The organism is Methylobacterium sp. C25 (genome assembly GCF_021352225.1).
Taxonomy (GTDB): Bacteria; Pseudomonadota; Alphaproteobacteria; order Rhizobiales; family Beijerinckiaceae; genus Methylobacterium.
Genome location: NZ_JAAUVI010000004.1, coordinates 91,393 through 106,745 on the forward strand (window position 1 = coordinate 91,393; position 15,353 = coordinate 106,745).

General features: G+C 67.7%; 11 protein-coding genes. 6 read left to right on the forward strand and 5 right to left on the reverse strand.

Annotated elements, in window-relative coordinates; genetic code table 11:
• Positions 1-3: 3 nt before the first annotated feature.
• The 5 genes from gnd to HCU64_RS13045 form a co-directional block, all read right to left on the reverse strand.
• Entirely contained in the window at positions 4-1,014 is a 1,011-nt protein-coding gene (gnd, locus tag HCU64_RS13025) for a phosphogluconate dehydrogenase (NAD(+)-dependent, decarboxylating) (protein WP_233384386.1), read from the reverse strand.
• A gap of 242 nt (positions 1,015-1,256) precedes the next feature.
• Positions 1,257-4,079, reverse strand: coding sequence for a bifunctional transaldolase/phosoglucose isomerase (locus HCU64_RS13030; RefSeq protein WP_233384388.1), 2,823 nt, complete (start codon positions 4,077-4,079; stop codon positions 1,257-1,259).
• Between the two features lie 153 nt (positions 4,080-4,232).
• Entirely contained in the window at positions 4,233-6,308 is a 2,076-nt protein-coding gene (gene tkt / locus HCU64_RS13035; RefSeq protein ID WP_233384389.1) for a transketolase, read from the reverse strand.
• A gap of 22 nt (positions 6,309-6,330) precedes the next feature.
• Positions 6,331-8,205 carry a glycoside hydrolase family 15 protein gene (locus HCU64_RS13040; protein ID WP_233384390.1) on the reverse strand — a complete coding sequence of 625 codons (1,875 nt, stop codon included), beginning with the start codon at positions 8,203-8,205 and terminating at the stop codon, positions 6,331-6,333.
• A gap of 144 nt (positions 8,206-8,349) precedes the next feature.
• The gene (locus tag HCU64_RS13045) at positions 8,350-8,976 is read right to left on the reverse strand and encodes a hypothetical protein (RefSeq protein ID WP_233384391.1); all 627 of its coding nucleotides are present in this window, start codon (positions 8,974-8,976) and stop codon (positions 8,350-8,352) included.
• A gap of 251 nt (positions 8,977-9,227) precedes the next feature.
• Between HCU64_RS13045 and HCU64_RS13050 the strand changes: the two genes are divergently transcribed.
• The 6 genes from HCU64_RS13050 (at position 9,228) to HCU64_RS13075 (ending at position 15,349) form a co-directional block, all read left to right on the forward strand.
• Entirely contained in the window at positions 9,228-9,815 is a 588-nt protein-coding gene (locus HCU64_RS13050) for an ANTAR domain-containing response regulator (RefSeq protein WP_233384392.1), read from the forward strand.
• A complete protein-coding gene (locus HCU64_RS13055; RefSeq protein WP_233384393.1) occupies positions 9,812-10,816 on the forward strand; it encodes a CmpA/NrtA family ABC transporter substrate-binding protein in 1,005 nt (334 codons plus the stop codon). The genes HCU64_RS13050 and HCU64_RS13055 overlap by 4 nt, the downstream gene beginning before the upstream one ends.
• Before the next feature lie 322 nt (positions 10,817-11,138).
• The gene (locus HCU64_RS13060; RefSeq protein WP_233384394.1) at positions 11,139-12,428 is read left to right on the forward strand and encodes a CmpA/NrtA family ABC transporter substrate-binding protein; all 1,290 of its coding nucleotides are present in this window, start codon (positions 11,139-11,141) and stop codon (positions 12,426-12,428) included.
• Complete coding sequence (ntrB, locus tag HCU64_RS13065) at positions 12,428-13,297, forward strand: nitrate ABC transporter permease (protein WP_233384395.1); 870 nt, start codon at positions 12,428-12,430, stop codon at positions 13,295-13,297. Before HCU64_RS13060 ends, ntrB begins: the two co-directional genes overlap by 1 nt.
• A gap of 11 nt (positions 13,298-13,308) precedes the next feature.
• On the forward strand, positions 13,309-14,106 hold the full coding sequence (locus HCU64_RS13070) for an ABC transporter ATP-binding protein (RefSeq protein WP_233384397.1): 798 nt from the start codon (positions 13,309-13,311) through the stop codon (positions 14,104-14,106).
• Positions 14,107-14,125: 19 nt separating this feature from the next.
• Positions 14,126-15,349: an NAD(P)/FAD-dependent oxidoreductase gene (locus tag HCU64_RS13075; protein ID WP_233384399.1), complete on the forward strand. Its 1,224-nt coding sequence runs from the start codon at positions 14,126-14,128 to the stop codon at positions 15,347-15,349.
• Positions 15,350-15,353: the final 4 nt, after the last annotated feature.

A 15,353-nucleotide genomic window follows, 5' to 3' on the forward strand; every position in this document is an offset into this window, starting at 1 on the left:
GGCCTATTTCCGATCGCCGGACGATCCCATGGCCGGCGCCGGCGCACCCTCGATATGGCCGCCGAAACCCTTGCGCATGGCCGAGAGCAGCTTGTCGGCGTAGCTGTCGTGGTCACGCGAGCGGAAGCGGCGATAGAGCGCGTTCGAGAGCACATCCGCCGGGACCGCCTGCTCGACGGCGGCATTGATCGTCCAGCGGCCCTCGCCCGAATCCTGGACGAAGCCGGAGAAGCCATCGAGGTTCTCGTTTCCGGCGAGCGCCGAGGCGGTGAGGTCGAGGAGCCAGGACGAGACGACGCTGCCGCGCCGCCAGACTTCGGCGATGTCGCCGAGGTTCAGGTCGTAGCGGCGGAATTCGGGGACGTCCTCCGAGTTGGCGTGCCGGAGGATGTCGAAGCCCTCGGCATAGGCCTGCATCAGCCCGTACTCGATGCCGTTGTGGATCATCTTCACGAAGTGCCCGGCGCCCGTCGGGCCGGCATGGATGTAGCCCTCCTCGGCACGCGGATCGCGGCCCTCGCGGCCGGGCGTGCGCGGAATGTCGCCGCGGCCCGGCGCCAGCGTCTTGAGGATCGGATCGAGCCGATCGACGGCCGCCTTGTCGCCGCCGACCATCATGCAATAGCCCCGCTCCAGGCCCCAGACGCCGCCCGAGGTGCCGACGTCCACGAAGTGGATGCCCTTGTCCTTGAGCTCGGCGGCATGGCGGATGTCGTCCTGGTAGAACGAGTTGCCGCCATCGATGACGATGTCGCCGTCTTCCATCAGACCGTGCAGCGCCGTGATGGTCTCGTTGGTGATCCGCCCAGCCGGCAGCATCACCCAGAGGGCGCGCGGCTTCTCCAGCTTGGCGACGAGGTCTTCGAGGCTGGTGGCGCCGGTCGCGCCCTCGGAGGCGAGCGCCTCGACGGCCTTGGCATCCTTGTCGAAGACCACCGAGCTGTGCCCGTTGCGCAGGAGCCGCCGGACGATGTTGCCGCCCATCCGGCCGAGACCGATCATGCCGAGTTGCATCGTTTGCTGACTCCCGTCTGGCGCCACTGTGCACCTCTTCCCGCCTCGGGAGAGGGGACTCTACTGGTCGAGCTTCCCCCGCCAGCCGAAAACCTCTTCCGTCATTCCGGGGCCGCGAAGCGGAACCCGGAATCCAGAGCCGCCGACAGCCGTTCAGAGGCCGTGCCAGCTCTCAAGACCTGGCACGGTGACGATTCTGGATTCCGGGTTCTCGCCTGCGGCGAGCCCCGGAATGACGTCGCTCAGGCCACGGCCTCCTTGATCGCTGCGGCGATGCGCTTGAAGCCGGCCTCGACGTCGCCGCCCTTGATGTGGGCGCGTAAGGCACGACGGCCGCGCTCGGCGAGTACGGAGAAGTCGCCGCGCGCCTGGGCCGCGATGACCGTGGCGAAGCCGAGCTTGCGTCCGGGAATGGGCAGATCCTTCGACGGATCGGCCGTGATCTGCAGGAAGACGCCGCTCGAAGGGCCGCCCTTGTAGGCCTGCCCCGTCGAGTGGAGGAAGCGCGGCCCGAATTCGAGACAGGTCGCCACCTTCCTCGCGTCGCGCACGGCGAGCCGGGCGGGCTGCAGGATCGCGTGGTGAGTCTCGTTGCGCTCGATATAGCCGAGGACAGCCGCGTAATCGTCTTCCTTCAGCCGAGCGAGATGCCGGGCGATCGTCGCCTCGATGCCACCCTCGCCCTGTGCGAGTGCCTCGGCATTGGCGGCGTCGGCATAGAGGGCGATGGTCTCGTCCTCGAAGATCGGTGTCTCGGCCGGCAGGGAGCCGGTTTGCTCGGCAGCCGCGAAGAGCTTTTTCGTCTCGATCTTGCTCGCCTCGACGTCGGGCTGGTCGAAGGGATTGATGCCAAGCACCGATCCGGCGACGGCAGTGGCCATCTCGAAGCGGAAGAATTCCTGGGCGAGCTGCTCGACCTTTTCCAGGTCGATGCGTACCACAGGGTGTCCCTCGCTCTCGAGGCCGCGCACCGCCTCGTCCTGCTGCGCGTCGGCGCGACCGTCGAGGCGCAGGTAGATGAAGAAGCGATCGCGCCCGTAGACCGCCGGCACGCCGACCGGCTCGCCCTCGATCGGGATGACCCCTTTGCCTTCCTTGCCGGTGGATTCGGCAATGAGCTGCTCGGCCCAGGTGCCGAAGGTGCCGACGCCCGGCGAGCAGATGATCGTCACCTTGTCGCGGCCATGCTCGACCGCCGCGGAGCCGATCGCCGCGCCGAGGCGCACACCGGGATTATTGGCGGGCGGAACGGCCGGCCCGCAGGAGCGCACCATGATGTGCGCGCTCTCCAGGAACTCATCGATCTCGACACCAGCCGCGGCGGCAGGGACCAGCCCGAAAGCCGAGAGCACGGAATAGCGGCCGCCGATCTGCGGCACGCCGTAGAAGATCTTGCGGAAACCGTCGTCCTTGGCCGCCCTCTCCATGGCCGAGCCCGGATCGGTCACCGCAACGAAGTGTCGGCCGGCCTTGTCGCCGACGACCTCCTTCATGCGGCCGAGGAAGTAGTCGCGGAACACGTTGGGCTCGAGGGTGGAGCCCGACTTCGAGGCGACGATGAAGAGCGTCTTCTCGAGCTTCACCGCGGCCTCGACGGCGCGCACTTGGTCGGGATCGGTCGAGTCGAGGATGCGCAGCTTCGGCCAGCCGTCGCGCTCGCCGTAGGTGGCGGCGATCACCTCCGGGCCGAGGCTCGACCCGCCCATGCCGAGCACCACGGCATCGGTGAAGCCCTCGCCATGGATCTCCTCGGCGAAGCTCTCATACTCGCCGAGCCTGGCGAGACCGTCCTCGACGATGCGCAGCCAGCCAAGCCACTTGTCCTCGTCGCGGCCAGTCCAGACCGTGTTGTCGTGCGCCCAGAGGTGGCGGATGAGCCCCTTCGCGCGCCAGGCCTCGATGGTCTTGTCAGTGGCGCCCTGCAGCACCTCGCCGAGCTTGCAGACATGGCCGTTGAGCCGGGTGCCGATCAGCGCCGCGCGCTTGGCCGCCACCGCGCCGAGCACCGCATCTGCCGCGTCGACGAAGAGCTGGACTCCCTCGTCGACGAGTTGGCGCGCCACTGCCTCGATATCGATCCCGGCCTTGGCGAGGCGGGCCATCACGGCCTCGGCATCGCCGATATTCTCCTCCAGCGAGGCGCGCACCTGTCCATGGTCGCGAAACGCGTCCATGGTGGCGGGCGGCATGGTGTTGACGGTATTGGGGCCGATCAACTCGGACACGTAGAGCGTGTCCGGATAGGCCTTGTTCTTCGTGCCCGTGGAGGCCCAGAGCAGGCGCTGCGCATTGGCGCCCTTTGCCGCAAGCGCCTGCCAGTCGGGATCAGCGAAGAGCCGCTTGTAGGATTGATAGGCGAGCTTGGCATTCGCGATCGCGACCTTGCCCTTGAGATCCTCGAAATCGCCCTTCTCGTCCAGCAGCTTGTCGACCAGGGTGTCGATGCGGCTGATGAAGAAGCTCGCGACGCTCGCGACCTTGGAGACGTCACCGCCGCGCGCGCCGAACTCGGTGAGGCCGTCGATATAGGCCCGGGCCACGGTCTCGTAGGTGCTCTTGGAGAAGAGCAGCGTGACGTTGATCGAGATGCCTTCGGCGGTGAGCTGGCGGATCGCCGGGATGCCCTCCGGGGTCGCCGGCACCTTCACCATCAGGTTATCGCGCTGGACCGCCTTGTGCAGGCGTCGCGCCTCTTTGAGCGTGCCCTCGGTGTCGAGGGCGAGGTAGGGCGAGACCTCCAGGCTGACATAGCCGTCCGCGCCTTTGCTCGCCTCCCAGACCGGGCGGAGCACGTCTGCTGCGGCCTGGATGTCGGCGATGGCGAGGCCTTCATAGAGGTCGATCACCCGCGCATCGCCCTGGTCGAGCACGGCCTTGAGGCTGTCGTCGTATTCGGCAGAGTGGCCGATCGCCTTCTCGAAGATCGCCGGGTTGGAGGTGACGCCGCGAAGGCCGTCTCGCTCGACGAGGGCCTTCAGATCGCCTTTCGCGATGAAGCCGCGGGCCACGAAATCGAGCCAGACCGCCTGATCCTGTTCATCGTGCAGGGCCTTGAGCGCGTTCATGTCGACCGATCCTCAGAAATCTCGTTCCGTCCGCGCCCTGAGAGATAGGGCGGCGGACCAACCGGCGGCAGGTCCGCCCTGCCGCCGAGAACACCATCGTCATTCCGGGTTCCGCTGTGCGGCACCGGAATGATGAGGGGCGTGCCTGACCCTCTATTTCTTGCCCCGCGCGATCTGGTCGCGCGCAGCCCCCAGAACCGCCTCGGCGGAGAAGCCGAACTTCTTCTGCAACTCCTTGATCGGCGCCGACGCGCCGAAGCTGTGCATGCCGATGATAGTGCCGGTGGAGCCGGCATAGCGGTCCCAGCCGAGCACCGTCCCCATCTCGACGGCGACGCGGGCCGTGACCTGCGGCGGCAGTACGGAGTCGCGATAGGCTTGGTCCTGGCGCTCGAAGAGATCCCAGGACGGCATCGAGACGACGCGGGCCTTCACGCCCTCGGCCTTGAGGGTCTCCCAGGCCGAGACGCAGAGCTGCACCTCGGAGCCGGAGCCGAGAAGCAGAACCTCCGGCGTGCCCTCGCAATCAGCGAGCACATAGGCACCCTTGGCGGTGCCCGAGGCCGCGCCGAAGCTGGAGCGGTCGAAGGTCGGCAGCGGCTGGCGCGAGAGGGCGAGCACCGCCGGCTGGTTCTTCAGCGCAAAGATCACCCGGTAGGCCTCGGCGACCTCGTTGGCATCGGCCGGGCGCAGCGTGACGAGGCCGGGGATCGCGCGCAGCGAGAGGATCTGCTCCACCGGCTGGTGGGTCGGGCCGTCCTCGCCCACGCCGATCGAATCGTGCGTGAAGATGTGGAAGACCGGCAGCTCCATGAGCGAGGCGAGCCGGATCGGCGGGCGCATGTAGTCGGCAAAGACCAGGAAGGTCGCGCCGTAGGCCCTGAGGCCGACGAGGCCGAGGCCGTTCACGATCGAGCCCATGGCGTGCTCGCGCACGCCGAAATGCACGTTGCGGCCGCCGGGGTTCAGCGGGGTCAGCGAGCCGGCGCCCTCGAAGGTGAGGTTCGACTTGTTCGACGGCGCCAGATCGGCCGAGCCGCCGAGCATGAACGGGACGTGCTGGGCGATGGCGTTGAGCACCTTGCCCGAGGATTCGCGGGTGGCGAGGCCCTTGGCGTCGGCCGGGAAGACGGGGATGTCCTTGTCCCAGCCCTCGGGCAGGCGGCCTTGGAGGAAGGCGTCGAGTTCCTCGGCATGGCTCGCATCGGCCTTCTTCGCCTTGTCGAGGAGGCCCTGCCACTCTGCGAAGAGGGCGGCGCCCCGCTTGCCGATGCCGTCGGCGAAGCTGTCGTAGACGCCGTCCGGCACGTAGAATTGCTTGTCCTCGGGCCAGCCATAGGCACGCTTGGCGCCCTTGACCTCCTCCTCGCCGAGCGCGTCGGAATGGGCCTTCGAGGTGTTCTGCTTGGTCGGCGCGCCGTAGCCGATGATCGACTTGACGATGATCAGCGTCGGATGATCGTGCGAGGCCTTGAAGGTATCGAGCGCAGCGGCAATCGCGTGCGCGTCGTTGGCGTCTGCGACGCGCAGCACCTGCCAGCCATAGGCGAGGAAGCGGGCGGCGACTTCCTCCGAGAAGGCGAGCTCGGTATGGCCCTCGATGGTGATGGTGTTGTCGTCGTAGATCCAGCACAGGTTCGAAAGGCGCAGATGCCCGGCGATCGAGGCGGCCTCGGAGGCGACGCCCTCCATCAGGTCGCCGTCCGAGCACAGGGCGTAGACGTCGAAATCGTAGAGCGGCAGGCCGGGCTTGTTCAGCCGGCTGTTAAGGAAGCGGCTGCCCATCGCCATGCCGACGGAGTTGGCGACGCCCTGGCCGAGCGGGCCGGTCGTGGTCTCAACGCCGGTGGTGAAGTGGTACTCGGGATGGCCCGGCGTGCGGCTGTCGATCTGCCGGAACTGCTTGATATCCTCCAGCGAGATGGCCGGGGCGTTGCCGCCGTCCTTCTCCGCGACGCGGGCGAGATGCAGCAGCCCGTAGAGCAACATCGAGGCGTGACCGCAGGACAGAACGAAGCGGTCGCGATTCGGCCAGTGCGGGTTGGCCGGGTCGTAGCGCAGGTAGCGGTTCCAGACGGTGTAGGCGACGGGCGCGAGGCCCATCGGCGCGCCGGCATGGCCTGAATTTGCCTTCTGCACCGCGTCGATGGCGAGCGTCCGGATCGTGTTGATCGCGAGCTGGTCGCTCTCGCTGAAGCCGCTCTTGGCGACGGTGTCTGCTCCGCTCATACCGTGTGTCTTCCCAATTTCGTCATAGCGGCAGGGCGGTGGCCGGCGAGGCGGAGGAGGTCTCGTCCTCCTCGTCCTCGACGTCGTCCGCCTCGGCTGCACCGCGTTTCGCCTCTGGCGACTCCGCGCGGCTGTAATTGAGGATCGTGTTCACGAGTGCAACGTGTGTGAACGCTTGAGGGTAGTTCCCCACCAGGCGTTTGCGCTTGACGTCGTACTCTTCGGAAACGAGCCCGAGGTCGTTGCAGATCCCGATCAGGCGCTCGATGATCCCGCGCGCTTCGTCGCGGCGGCCGAGACCGATCAGGTTGTCGGCATACCAGAAGGTGCAGGGCAGGAAGGCGCCCTCGCCCCCCGGAAGGCCGTCGACGTTGCCGCCCTGCGCGTCCACCGTCTCGTAGCGCAGCACGAAGCCATCGCGCATCAGGTGCTTCTCCACCGCCGCGACGGTGCCGACGACGCGGGGGTCGTCCTGCGGCAGGAAGCCGACATGGGCGATGAGCAGCAGGCTCGCATCGAGCGCCTTCGATCCATAGGACTGGACGAAGCTGTTGAGCCGCTTGTCGAATCCCTTCTCGCAAACCTCGGCGTGGATCTCGTCGCGCAGGCGCCGCCAGAGCGCGAGGGGTGCGTTGGGGCTCTCCTCCTCGGTATGGCTGCGGATCGCCCGGTCGAAGGCGACCCAGGCCATGACCTTGGAATGGACGAAGTGGCGCGGGCCGCCGCGCACCTCCCAGATGCCCTCGTCCGGCTCGCGCCAGGCTGTCTCCAGATGGCCCAGGATGGCGCGGCCGACCCGCCAGCCATCCTTGTCGCCGAGCATGCCACGCTGGCGCCCCTGGTAGAGCGCGTCGAAGAGCTCGCCGTAGACATCGAGCTGGAACTGCTCGATCGCCGCATTGCCGACGCGCACGGGTCGCGAGCCCTCGTAGCCCGGCAGCCAGTCGAGTTCGATCTCGGGCAGCAGGCGCTCGCCGGCGATGCCGTAGAGGATGTGGGCCTGCTCCGGGCTGCCGGCGACGGCGCGCAGGAGCCAGTCGCGCCAGGCGCGGGCTTCCTCGATGAAGCCCGAATCCATCAGCGCCATCAGCGTGAAGGTGGAATCCCGCAGCCAGCAGAAGCGGTAATCCCAGTTGCGGACTCCGCCGAGATCTTCCGGAAGGGAGGTCGTGGGCGCGGCGACGATCCCGCCGGTCGGTCGATAGATCAGCGCCTTCAGCGTGAGCGCCGAGCGCTTCAGCATCTCATCCCAGGGCGTGCCGGTGGCGCATCGGTCCGACCATTCGCGCCAGAAGCGGTTGGTCTCGGCGAGTACTTTCCGCGGCTCGATCGGCGGCGGGTCCTCGCAATGCGAAGCGCCGTAGCTCAGCACGAACCAGACGCTCTCACCCTCGTGGATCGTGAACTCGCTGATCGTGGTCTTGCCGGAGCCGCGCAGCGGCGCCTGCGTCCGCAGCACGACCTTGTGCGGACCGGAAATGGCGCGCAGGTCGCCGAGCTCGTTGCGCGAGACCCAGGGGGTGGCCGAGCCGTAATCGAAGCGCACGGCGAGATCCATGCGCATGGCGACCTTGCCCTTGCGGCCCTCGACGAGGCGGATCAGGTGCGAGCCGTCGGCAGCCGGCATGTAGTCGGTGACGCGCACCTCGCCGGCATGGGTGGTGTGGTAGGTATCGAGAACGAGCGAGCCGGTCCGGTAACGCCAGAATTGCTCGGCATTCTCGGCCACCGGCGCCAGCTTCCAGAAGCCATGTTCCTCGGTGCCAAGCAGCCGCGCGAACAGGGCCGAGGCATCGAAACGCGGCCAGCACAGCCAGTCGATGCTGCCGTCGCGTCCGACGAGCGCCGCAGTGCGCCCGTCGCCGATCAGCGCGTAATCCTCGATCCGACCTGCCATGGAACCTCGGGCGACGGCGTATTCGGGGCCGTCAGACCCGAGTTAGGGCCGGTTGCGGGGCGATCCAGCCCACGCGCACTTTCCTGACGCCGAGCTGTGTTGCAGTGCCGTCAAATCCGCGCCGCGCGGAGGGACCGGTTCGTCTCAGCGCGCGCTGGCGAGCAGTTCGACCACGGAACCGCCGAGCGAGGCTGCACCGTTGCCCACGGTGCCGCCGATCCTGCGTGCGCGCTCGACCCAGGATGCTGCGGTCGCGGCAAAGGGCAAGGCACCAGTCGGCAGCATATCTTCGTCCGCCTCGCTCTGGGCACGCAGCGGTGCCGGAATCGCCTCGGGCTCGGAAATGGATTTGGCGGGTGGCGTCCGCACCGCGGTTTCGACACGGCGCGCCTCGCCGCAACGCGGCCCGATGCAGGAACGACGGTTCGTGGACGCCGACCGCGTGGGACGTGTCGTGGGAGCCTTGGTCTCAGCGAGGTGCGGCGCATGCAGCGTCAGCGGATGCAGTCGCGCGAAGGCAAGGGCCGCTGGAATGGCAGGCGCCGTCTCGGATCCCGGCAGCACAGGATGGAACCCATCGGTGCCGGCGGGGGCAGCCTCCGCCGTCACGGTTGGAACAGCGGGTTCCATGGGACCGGTCGGCGCGCGGCAGAGCATGGACAGGAGGCCGACGGCGAGCGCTGTGACGAGCGTCGGCAGGAAGGGCAAGGCCGATCCACGCGCGGCCGAGAGCGTTTCCACTCCGGGATCGCGGGGGGCACATGCGCTCATCGGCTGAAGCCTCCGGTTCGCCTCGAACCGTCATTTGCCGACTGGTTTGCGGCGGAACCTGGGCCGTTTTGTCTCCGCCGTGAAACAATTACCTTCGCGGTATCGGCCAGAGGGCCACACCTTGGTCGGAGCGCTCCTGCCCATGGAGACGCCGGTGGGTCGATCCGCGTGGGCACGCGGCTTGCTAAACCGATCGCCGCCACGCTACCGCAACGCCGCCCCGCCACCCTGCAATCCAGCATCCGGCCTCGATGACCGAGACCAGCCTCACCGTCGCCGTGATCGATCCGAGCCGCGTGCGCGCCGCGATCCTCGAAGAGGGCCTGCGCGCCGCAGGGATCGGCACGGTCGTCGTCGTCGCCGACGGACCCGACCTGCAGGCACGGGTCGCGGCGCTTGAGCCCGATGTGGTCGTGGTTCATCTCGAAAGCCCGAGCCGCGACATCCTCGAGCAGATGTCCGGGATCTCCCGACAGGTGGAGCGTCCCGTGGCGATGTTCGTCGACCGCTCCGACTCGACCATGATGCAGGCGGCGGTGGATGCCGGCATCTCGGCCTACGTCGTCGACGGGCTCAAGACCGAGCGCATCAAGTCGATCCTCGACATCGCAATCCTGCGCTTCAACGCCTTCGCCCGACTGCAGCGCGAGTTGCTGGAAGCCAAGAGCGAACTCGCAGACCGCAAGGTGATCGACCGGGCCAAGGGCATCCTGATGGGCCGCAAGGGTCTCTCCGAGGACGAGGCCTACAAGCTCCTGCGCAAGCAGGCCATGAACGAGAAGCGCAAGATCATCGACATCGCCCGGGCGATCGTCACCGCGGCGGATCTGCTCGGATGAGGGTCGATCTCGGATACGTCCCGCTCACGGACGCCGCCCCGGTTTTGGCCGCGGCCGAACTCGACTTCGCCCGCGATGAGGGGATCGAGCTCGTGCTTCACCCCGAACCGTCCTGGGCGACCCTGCGTGACCGGCTGGCGCTCGGCTATCTCGACGCCGCCCACATGCTGGCGCCGCTGGCGCTGGCAACCCGGCTCGGCCTGTCCGGTCCCCAGGCGGATCTGGTGGCGCCGATGGCGCTGAACCTCAACGGCAACGCCATCACCCTGTCCCTGCCGCTCTGGGAGGCGATGGCGCCGGAGGCCGACAACCTCGATGCGGTGGCCTCGGCCTTCGGCCGCCTCGCCCTTGCGCGGGCTCGGGAGGGCAGGCCGCTGAGCATCGCCACCGTGCACCCGTTCTCTTGCCACAGCTACCAGCTCAGGATCTTTGCCGAGCGTGGCGGTATCGATCTGGAGCGGACGGTTCGGATCGTGGTGGTGCCACCGCCTCAGACGGTCGATGCGCTCTCGCGCGGCGAGATCGACGGGTTCTGCGTCGGCGCGCCGTGGAACAGCATCGCGGTCGCCGCAGGCCTCGGGCGCATCGCCGCCCTCGGCTGCGAGATCGTGCCCGACTGCCCGGAAAAGGTGCTCGCCGTGCACGCAGGGCAGGCGGAGGCGCTGGCACCGCTGGTGCACGCCGTCACGCGCGCCGGGATCTGGTGCGGCGATCCAGCCAATGTCGGTGAACTGGCTGGGCTGCTCTCGGAAAAAAGCGGCCTCGGGCGCGAGACCGACCTGATCCGGCGCTCCCTGACCGGCCATCTCGTCGTGGATGCGGCCGGGACGCGCCGAACCGATCCCGACTATCTGCGGCTCGGCGCCGACGTGCAGGCTCCCCGCCCGGAGCACGCTCTCTGGCTGGCCCGCCAGATGGCCGCCTCGGGTCAGGTCTCGGACGCGGGTCAGACGGCCGGGGCCGCGAGAGTCTTCTACCGGCCCATATTGCACAAAGCTTGACCATTCGGCTGGCGCAGCCTGCCGCATTGCAGCAAGAAGCATCACCCGCCTTATTTTTGTGCAGCGCACTTTCCGCGGCAGCAGCAATCACGGCTTCTTGAGGCGCGGCTTTTTAATTCATACAAATCAATAACTTATAAAAACTCGATCACGTTGGCACGGATCGTGCGACCACCCTCGCATCCGTCAACGGCGACGGGTTTCTAGCCGTCAGCAAGGCCGCTGATCCGGATCATCCACCCGCGATTCCATCGCGCGGACGATCTCGACCAGCGGCCTTCTTTGTTCGACCGCCGTGAGGGCGGCGAGGCGTGGGGACATCATGGACTTCGATCGCAGCAGCACCCGTCGAGGCATTCTGAAGGGCGCTTCCGGCGCCCTCGCGCTGGCCGCCGCCGCGCGTACTGCACTTCCCGGCGGCGCCTTCGCGCAGGGCGCGGGTCCCGAGGTCAAGGGCGCCAAACTCGGCTTCATCGCGCTGACCGACGCGGGCCCGCTCTTCGTCGCCAAGGAGAAGGGCTTTTTCGCCAAGTACGGCATGCCCGACGTCGAAGTGCTGAAGCAGGCCTCCTGGGGCACGACGCGCGACAATCTCGTGCTCGGCTCCGAGGGCAACGGCATCGACGGCGCGCACATCCTCACGCCGATGCCCTACCTGATCTCGTCCGGCCGCGTGACGCAGAACAACGTGCCGGTGCCGATGTACATCATGGCCCGGCTCAACCTGAACGGGCAGTGCATCTCGGTCTCGAAGGAGTACATCGACGCCAAGATCGGCGTCGACACCAAGCCCTTCAAAGCCCTGCTCGACGCCAAGAAGGCGTCCGGCAAGTCGATCAAGGCCGCCATGACCTTCCCGGGCGGCACCCACGATCTCTGGATCCGCTATTGGCTCGCCGCCGGCGGCATCGACCCCGACAAGGACATCGAGACCATCGTCGTGCCGCCCGCCCAGATGGTGGCGAACATGAAGGTCGGCACGATGGACTGCTTCTGCGTCTGCGAGCCGTGGAACGAGCAGCTCATCCACCAGGGCATCGGCTACACCGCGCTGACCACCGGTGAGCTCTGGAAGGACCACCCGGAGAAGTCCTTCGCGATGCGGTCGGCCTGGGTCGACAAGTATCCGAACGCCGCCAAGGCCCTGCTGATGGCGGTGATGGAAGCCCAGCAATGGTGCGAGAAGGTCGAGAACAAGGAAGAGCTCGCCGCCATCGTCGCCAAGCGGCAGTGGATCAACGTGCCGGTCGCGGACGTGATCGACCGGATGAAGGGCAAGTTCGACTACGGCACCGGCCGCGTCGTCGAGAACAGCCCCGTCGCGATGAAGTTCTGGGCCGACAACGCCTCCTATCCCTACCAGTCGCACGACCTCTGGTTCATCACCGAGGACATCCGCTGGGGTAAGTACGACGCCAATTTCGACGGCAAGTCGCTGATCGCGAAGGTCAATCGCGAAGACCTCTGGAAGGATGCCGCCAAGGCTCTCGGCGTCGCAGCGCTCCCGACTTCGACCTCGCGCGGCAAGGAGACTTTCTTCGACGGCAAGGTCTTCGATCCGGCCGACCCCTCCGCCTACCTGTCCAGCCTCGACATCAAGAAGGTGGCGTGATGGCATCCAGCTCCGCTCTCTCGACCAGCCTCGGAACGGCCGTCAAGGCAGCCGCGAAAAGCCGTGGCCCCTTCGTGACGATGAAGGGCATCCGGGCCGTCTGCGCCCGGGTGATCCCGCCGCTCGTCGTGCTCGCCGGCTTCCTGCTCCTCTGGCAGGTGCTGTGCTCCTCGCCGACCGCCGGCCTGCCGGCGCCTTCGCGTGTGGTCACCGAGGCCTGGGACATCATCGCCCATCCGTTCTTCGACAATGGCGGCACCGACAAGGGTCTGTTCTGGCACCTCTCGGCGAGCCTGCAGCGCGTGGCCTTCGGCTTCTCGCTCGCCGTCGTCGCCGGAGTCCTGCTCGGCACCCTGGTCGGGCAGTCGGAATGGGCCATGCGCGGCCTCGACCCGATCTTCCAGGTGCTGCGCACGATCCCGCCGCTCGCCTGGCTGCCGCTCTCGCTCGCCGCCTTCCGCGACGGTCAGCCGAGCGCGATCTTCGTGATCTTCATCACCTCGATCTGGCCGATCATCATCAACACCGCGGTCGGCATCCGGAACATCCCGCAGGACTACCGCAACGTCGCGGCGGTCATCCGGCTCAACCCGATCGAGTTCTTCTTCAAGATCATGCTGCCCTCGGCGGCGCCGTACATCTTCACCGGCCTGCGCATCGGCGTCGGCCTGTCCTGGCTCGCCATCGTCGCGGCCGAGATGCTGATCGGCGGCGTCGGCATCGGCTTCTTCATCTGGGACGCGTGGAACTCGTCGCACATCAGCGAGATCATCGTCGCCCTCGTCTATGTCGGGCTCATCGGCTTCATCCTCGATCGGCTGGTCGCCGCCGTGGGCGCGCTCGTGACCCGCGGCACCAGCGCAGCCTGAGGAGAACCAGCATGTCCCACCTCAACCTGTCCCAGGTCGGCATCAGCTTCACCCGCGGCGGCAAGACCTCCGAGGTGCTGCGCGAGGTCGACCTCAGCATCGCCAAGGGCGAGTTCGTCTCGATCATCGGCCATTCGGGCTGCGGCAAGTCGACGGTGCTGAACATCGTCGCCGGCCTGCTCAAGGCCTCCACCGGCGTGGTGCTCCTCGACGGCAAGGAAGTGAACGCGCCCGGCCCCGACCGCGCCGTGGTCTTCCAGAACCACTCGCTGCTGCCCTGGCTGACTGTGCGCGAGAACGTCTCGCTCGCCGTCGACAAGGTACTCGCCGGCAAGAAGAGCCGCGCCGAGCGGGCCGAGTGGGTCGAGCACAACCTCGCCCTCGTGAACATGATGCATGCCGCCGACAAGCGGCCGGCCGAGATCTCCGGCGGCATGAAGCAGCGGGTCGGCATCGCCCGTGCGCTCGCCATGGAGCCGAAGGTGCTGCTCATGGACGAGCCCTTCGGTGCGCTCGACGCGCTCACCCGCGCCCATCTCCAGGACTCGATCATGGAGATCCAGATGCGGCTGAAGAACACCGTCATCATGATCACCCACGACGTCGACGAGGCGGTGCTGCTCTCCGACCGCATCGTGATGATGACGAACGGCCCCTCGGCCACGATCGGCGAGATCCTCGAGGTTCCGCTGAAGCGCCCGCGCCGCCGGCTCGAGCTAGTGGAGGATGCCGCCTACGTGCATGCGCGCGCCGCGGTGCTGGAGTTTCTCTACGCACGCCACGCCAAGCCTGCCGCCCTCGCTGCCTGAGAACGAAGGTCAGCGTGTCATGGGTGCGAAGGAAAGGCTCGTCGTCGTCGGCAATGGCATGGCCTCTCTCCGCTTCCTGGAGCAGCTGACGGAACGGGCACCGGGTCGCTTCGACGTCACCGTCGTCGGAGCCGAGCCGGTTGCCGCCTACAACCGGGTGCTGCTGTCCTCGCTGCTCGGCGGGGAGGTCGATGAGGCGGCCTGCGGGTTCCGCGGGCTCGACTGGTACGCCGGGCACGGCATCCGCCTGATCACCGGAGCGCCGGTCACGGCCATCGACCGGGAGAACGGGCTGGTCGTCGTCGGCGAGACCCATGTGCTGCCCTTCGACCGGCTGGTCCTCGCCGTCGGCTCGCTGCCGATCCGGTTGCCGTTGCCGGGCGCCGACCTGCCGGGCGTCGTCACCTTCCGCGATTTCGCCGACGTCGCCGCGATCCGGGCGGCGGCGGTGGAGCATGCCAAGGCGATCGTCATCGGCGGCGGCCTTCTCGGCCTGGAGGCCGCCGTCGGCCTCGCCCGGCTCGGCGTCGACTGTACGCTGCTCCACGTCATGGACCGGGTGATGGAGCGCCAGCTCGACCACACCGCCGCCCGCCTCGTGACGGCGGCGATGGAAGCCCGTGGCGTGAAAATGCTGCTTTCGGCCAACACCGCCTGCATCGAAGGCGACGGCACGGTGGAACGTCTCGTGCTCAAGGACGGCACCGTACTGCCGGCCGATCTCGTGGTGATGTCGGTCGGCATCAGACCCTCGACGGCGCTGGCGCAGGCCTGCGGCCTCGCGATCGGCCGCGGCATCACCGTCGACGACCGCATGACCACCTCGGACCCGCGCATCTTCGCCCTCGGCGAATGCGCCGAGCATCGCGGCATCGCCTATGGGCTCGTCGAGCCCGCCTACGAGCAAGCCGAGGTGCTGTCCCGACACCTCGTCGGCGAGGAGGCGGCCTATCTCGGCACCTCGCTGGCGACGAGCCTCAAGGTCTCGGGCCTGCCGGTCTTCTCGGCCGGCGTGGTCGACACGCCCGATGGCGCCGACGCGATCACCGTGCACGACGCCGCCGCCGGCCTCTATCGCAAGCTGACGATCATCGACGGCCGCCTCGCCGGCGCAGTCTTCGTCGGAGACATCTCCGAGCAGGCGCGGTGCAAGGAGATGATCCGCTCCGGCGCGCCTCTCACCCTGGACGACCGCGACGACCTGATGTTCGGGCGCCGCCAACCGCAAGCCCTTGCAGCGTAACGGA

Excerpts from the sequence above, each read along its gene's own strand:
- HCU64_RS13040 (WP_233384390.1), bottom strand. The coding sequence starts at position 8,205 with ATGGCAGGTCGGATCGAGGATTACGCGCTGATCGGCGACGGGCGCACT.
- tkt (WP_233384389.1), bottom strand. The coding sequence starts at position 6,308 with ATGAGCGGAGCAGACACCGTCGCCAAGAGCGGCTTCAGCGAGAGCGAC.
- HCU64_RS13070 (WP_233384397.1), top strand. The coding sequence starts at position 13,309 with ATGTCCCACCTCAACCTGTCCCAGGTCGGCATCAGCTTCACCCGCGGC.
- ntrB (WP_233384395.1), top strand. The coding sequence starts at position 12,428 with ATGGCATCCAGCTCCGCTCTCTCGACCAGCCTCGGAACGGCCGTCAAG.
- HCU64_RS13075 (WP_233384399.1), top strand. The coding sequence starts at position 14,126 with ATGGGTGCGAAGGAAAGGCTCGTCGTCGTCGGCAATGGCATGGCCTCT.
- HCU64_RS13045 (WP_233384391.1), bottom strand. The coding sequence starts at position 8,976 with ATGAGCGCATGTGCCCCCCGCGATCCCGGAGTGGAAACGCTCTCGGCC.
- gnd (WP_233384386.1), bottom strand. The coding sequence starts at position 1,014 with ATGCAACTCGGCATGATCGGTCTCGGCCGGATGGGCGGCAACATCGTC.
- HCU64_RS13055 (WP_233384393.1), top strand. The coding sequence starts at position 9,812 with ATGAGGGTCGATCTCGGATACGTCCCGCTCACGGACGCCGCCCCGGTT.
- HCU64_RS13030 (WP_233384388.1), bottom strand. The coding sequence starts at position 4,079 with ATGAACGCGCTCAAGGCCCTGCACGATGAACAGGATCAGGCGGTCTGG.
- HCU64_RS13060 (WP_233384394.1), top strand. The coding sequence starts at position 11,139 with ATGGACTTCGATCGCAGCAGCACCCGTCGAGGCATTCTGAAGGGCGCT.
- HCU64_RS13050 (WP_233384392.1), top strand. The coding sequence starts at position 9,228 with ATGACCGAGACCAGCCTCACCGTCGCCGTGATCGATCCGAGCCGCGTG.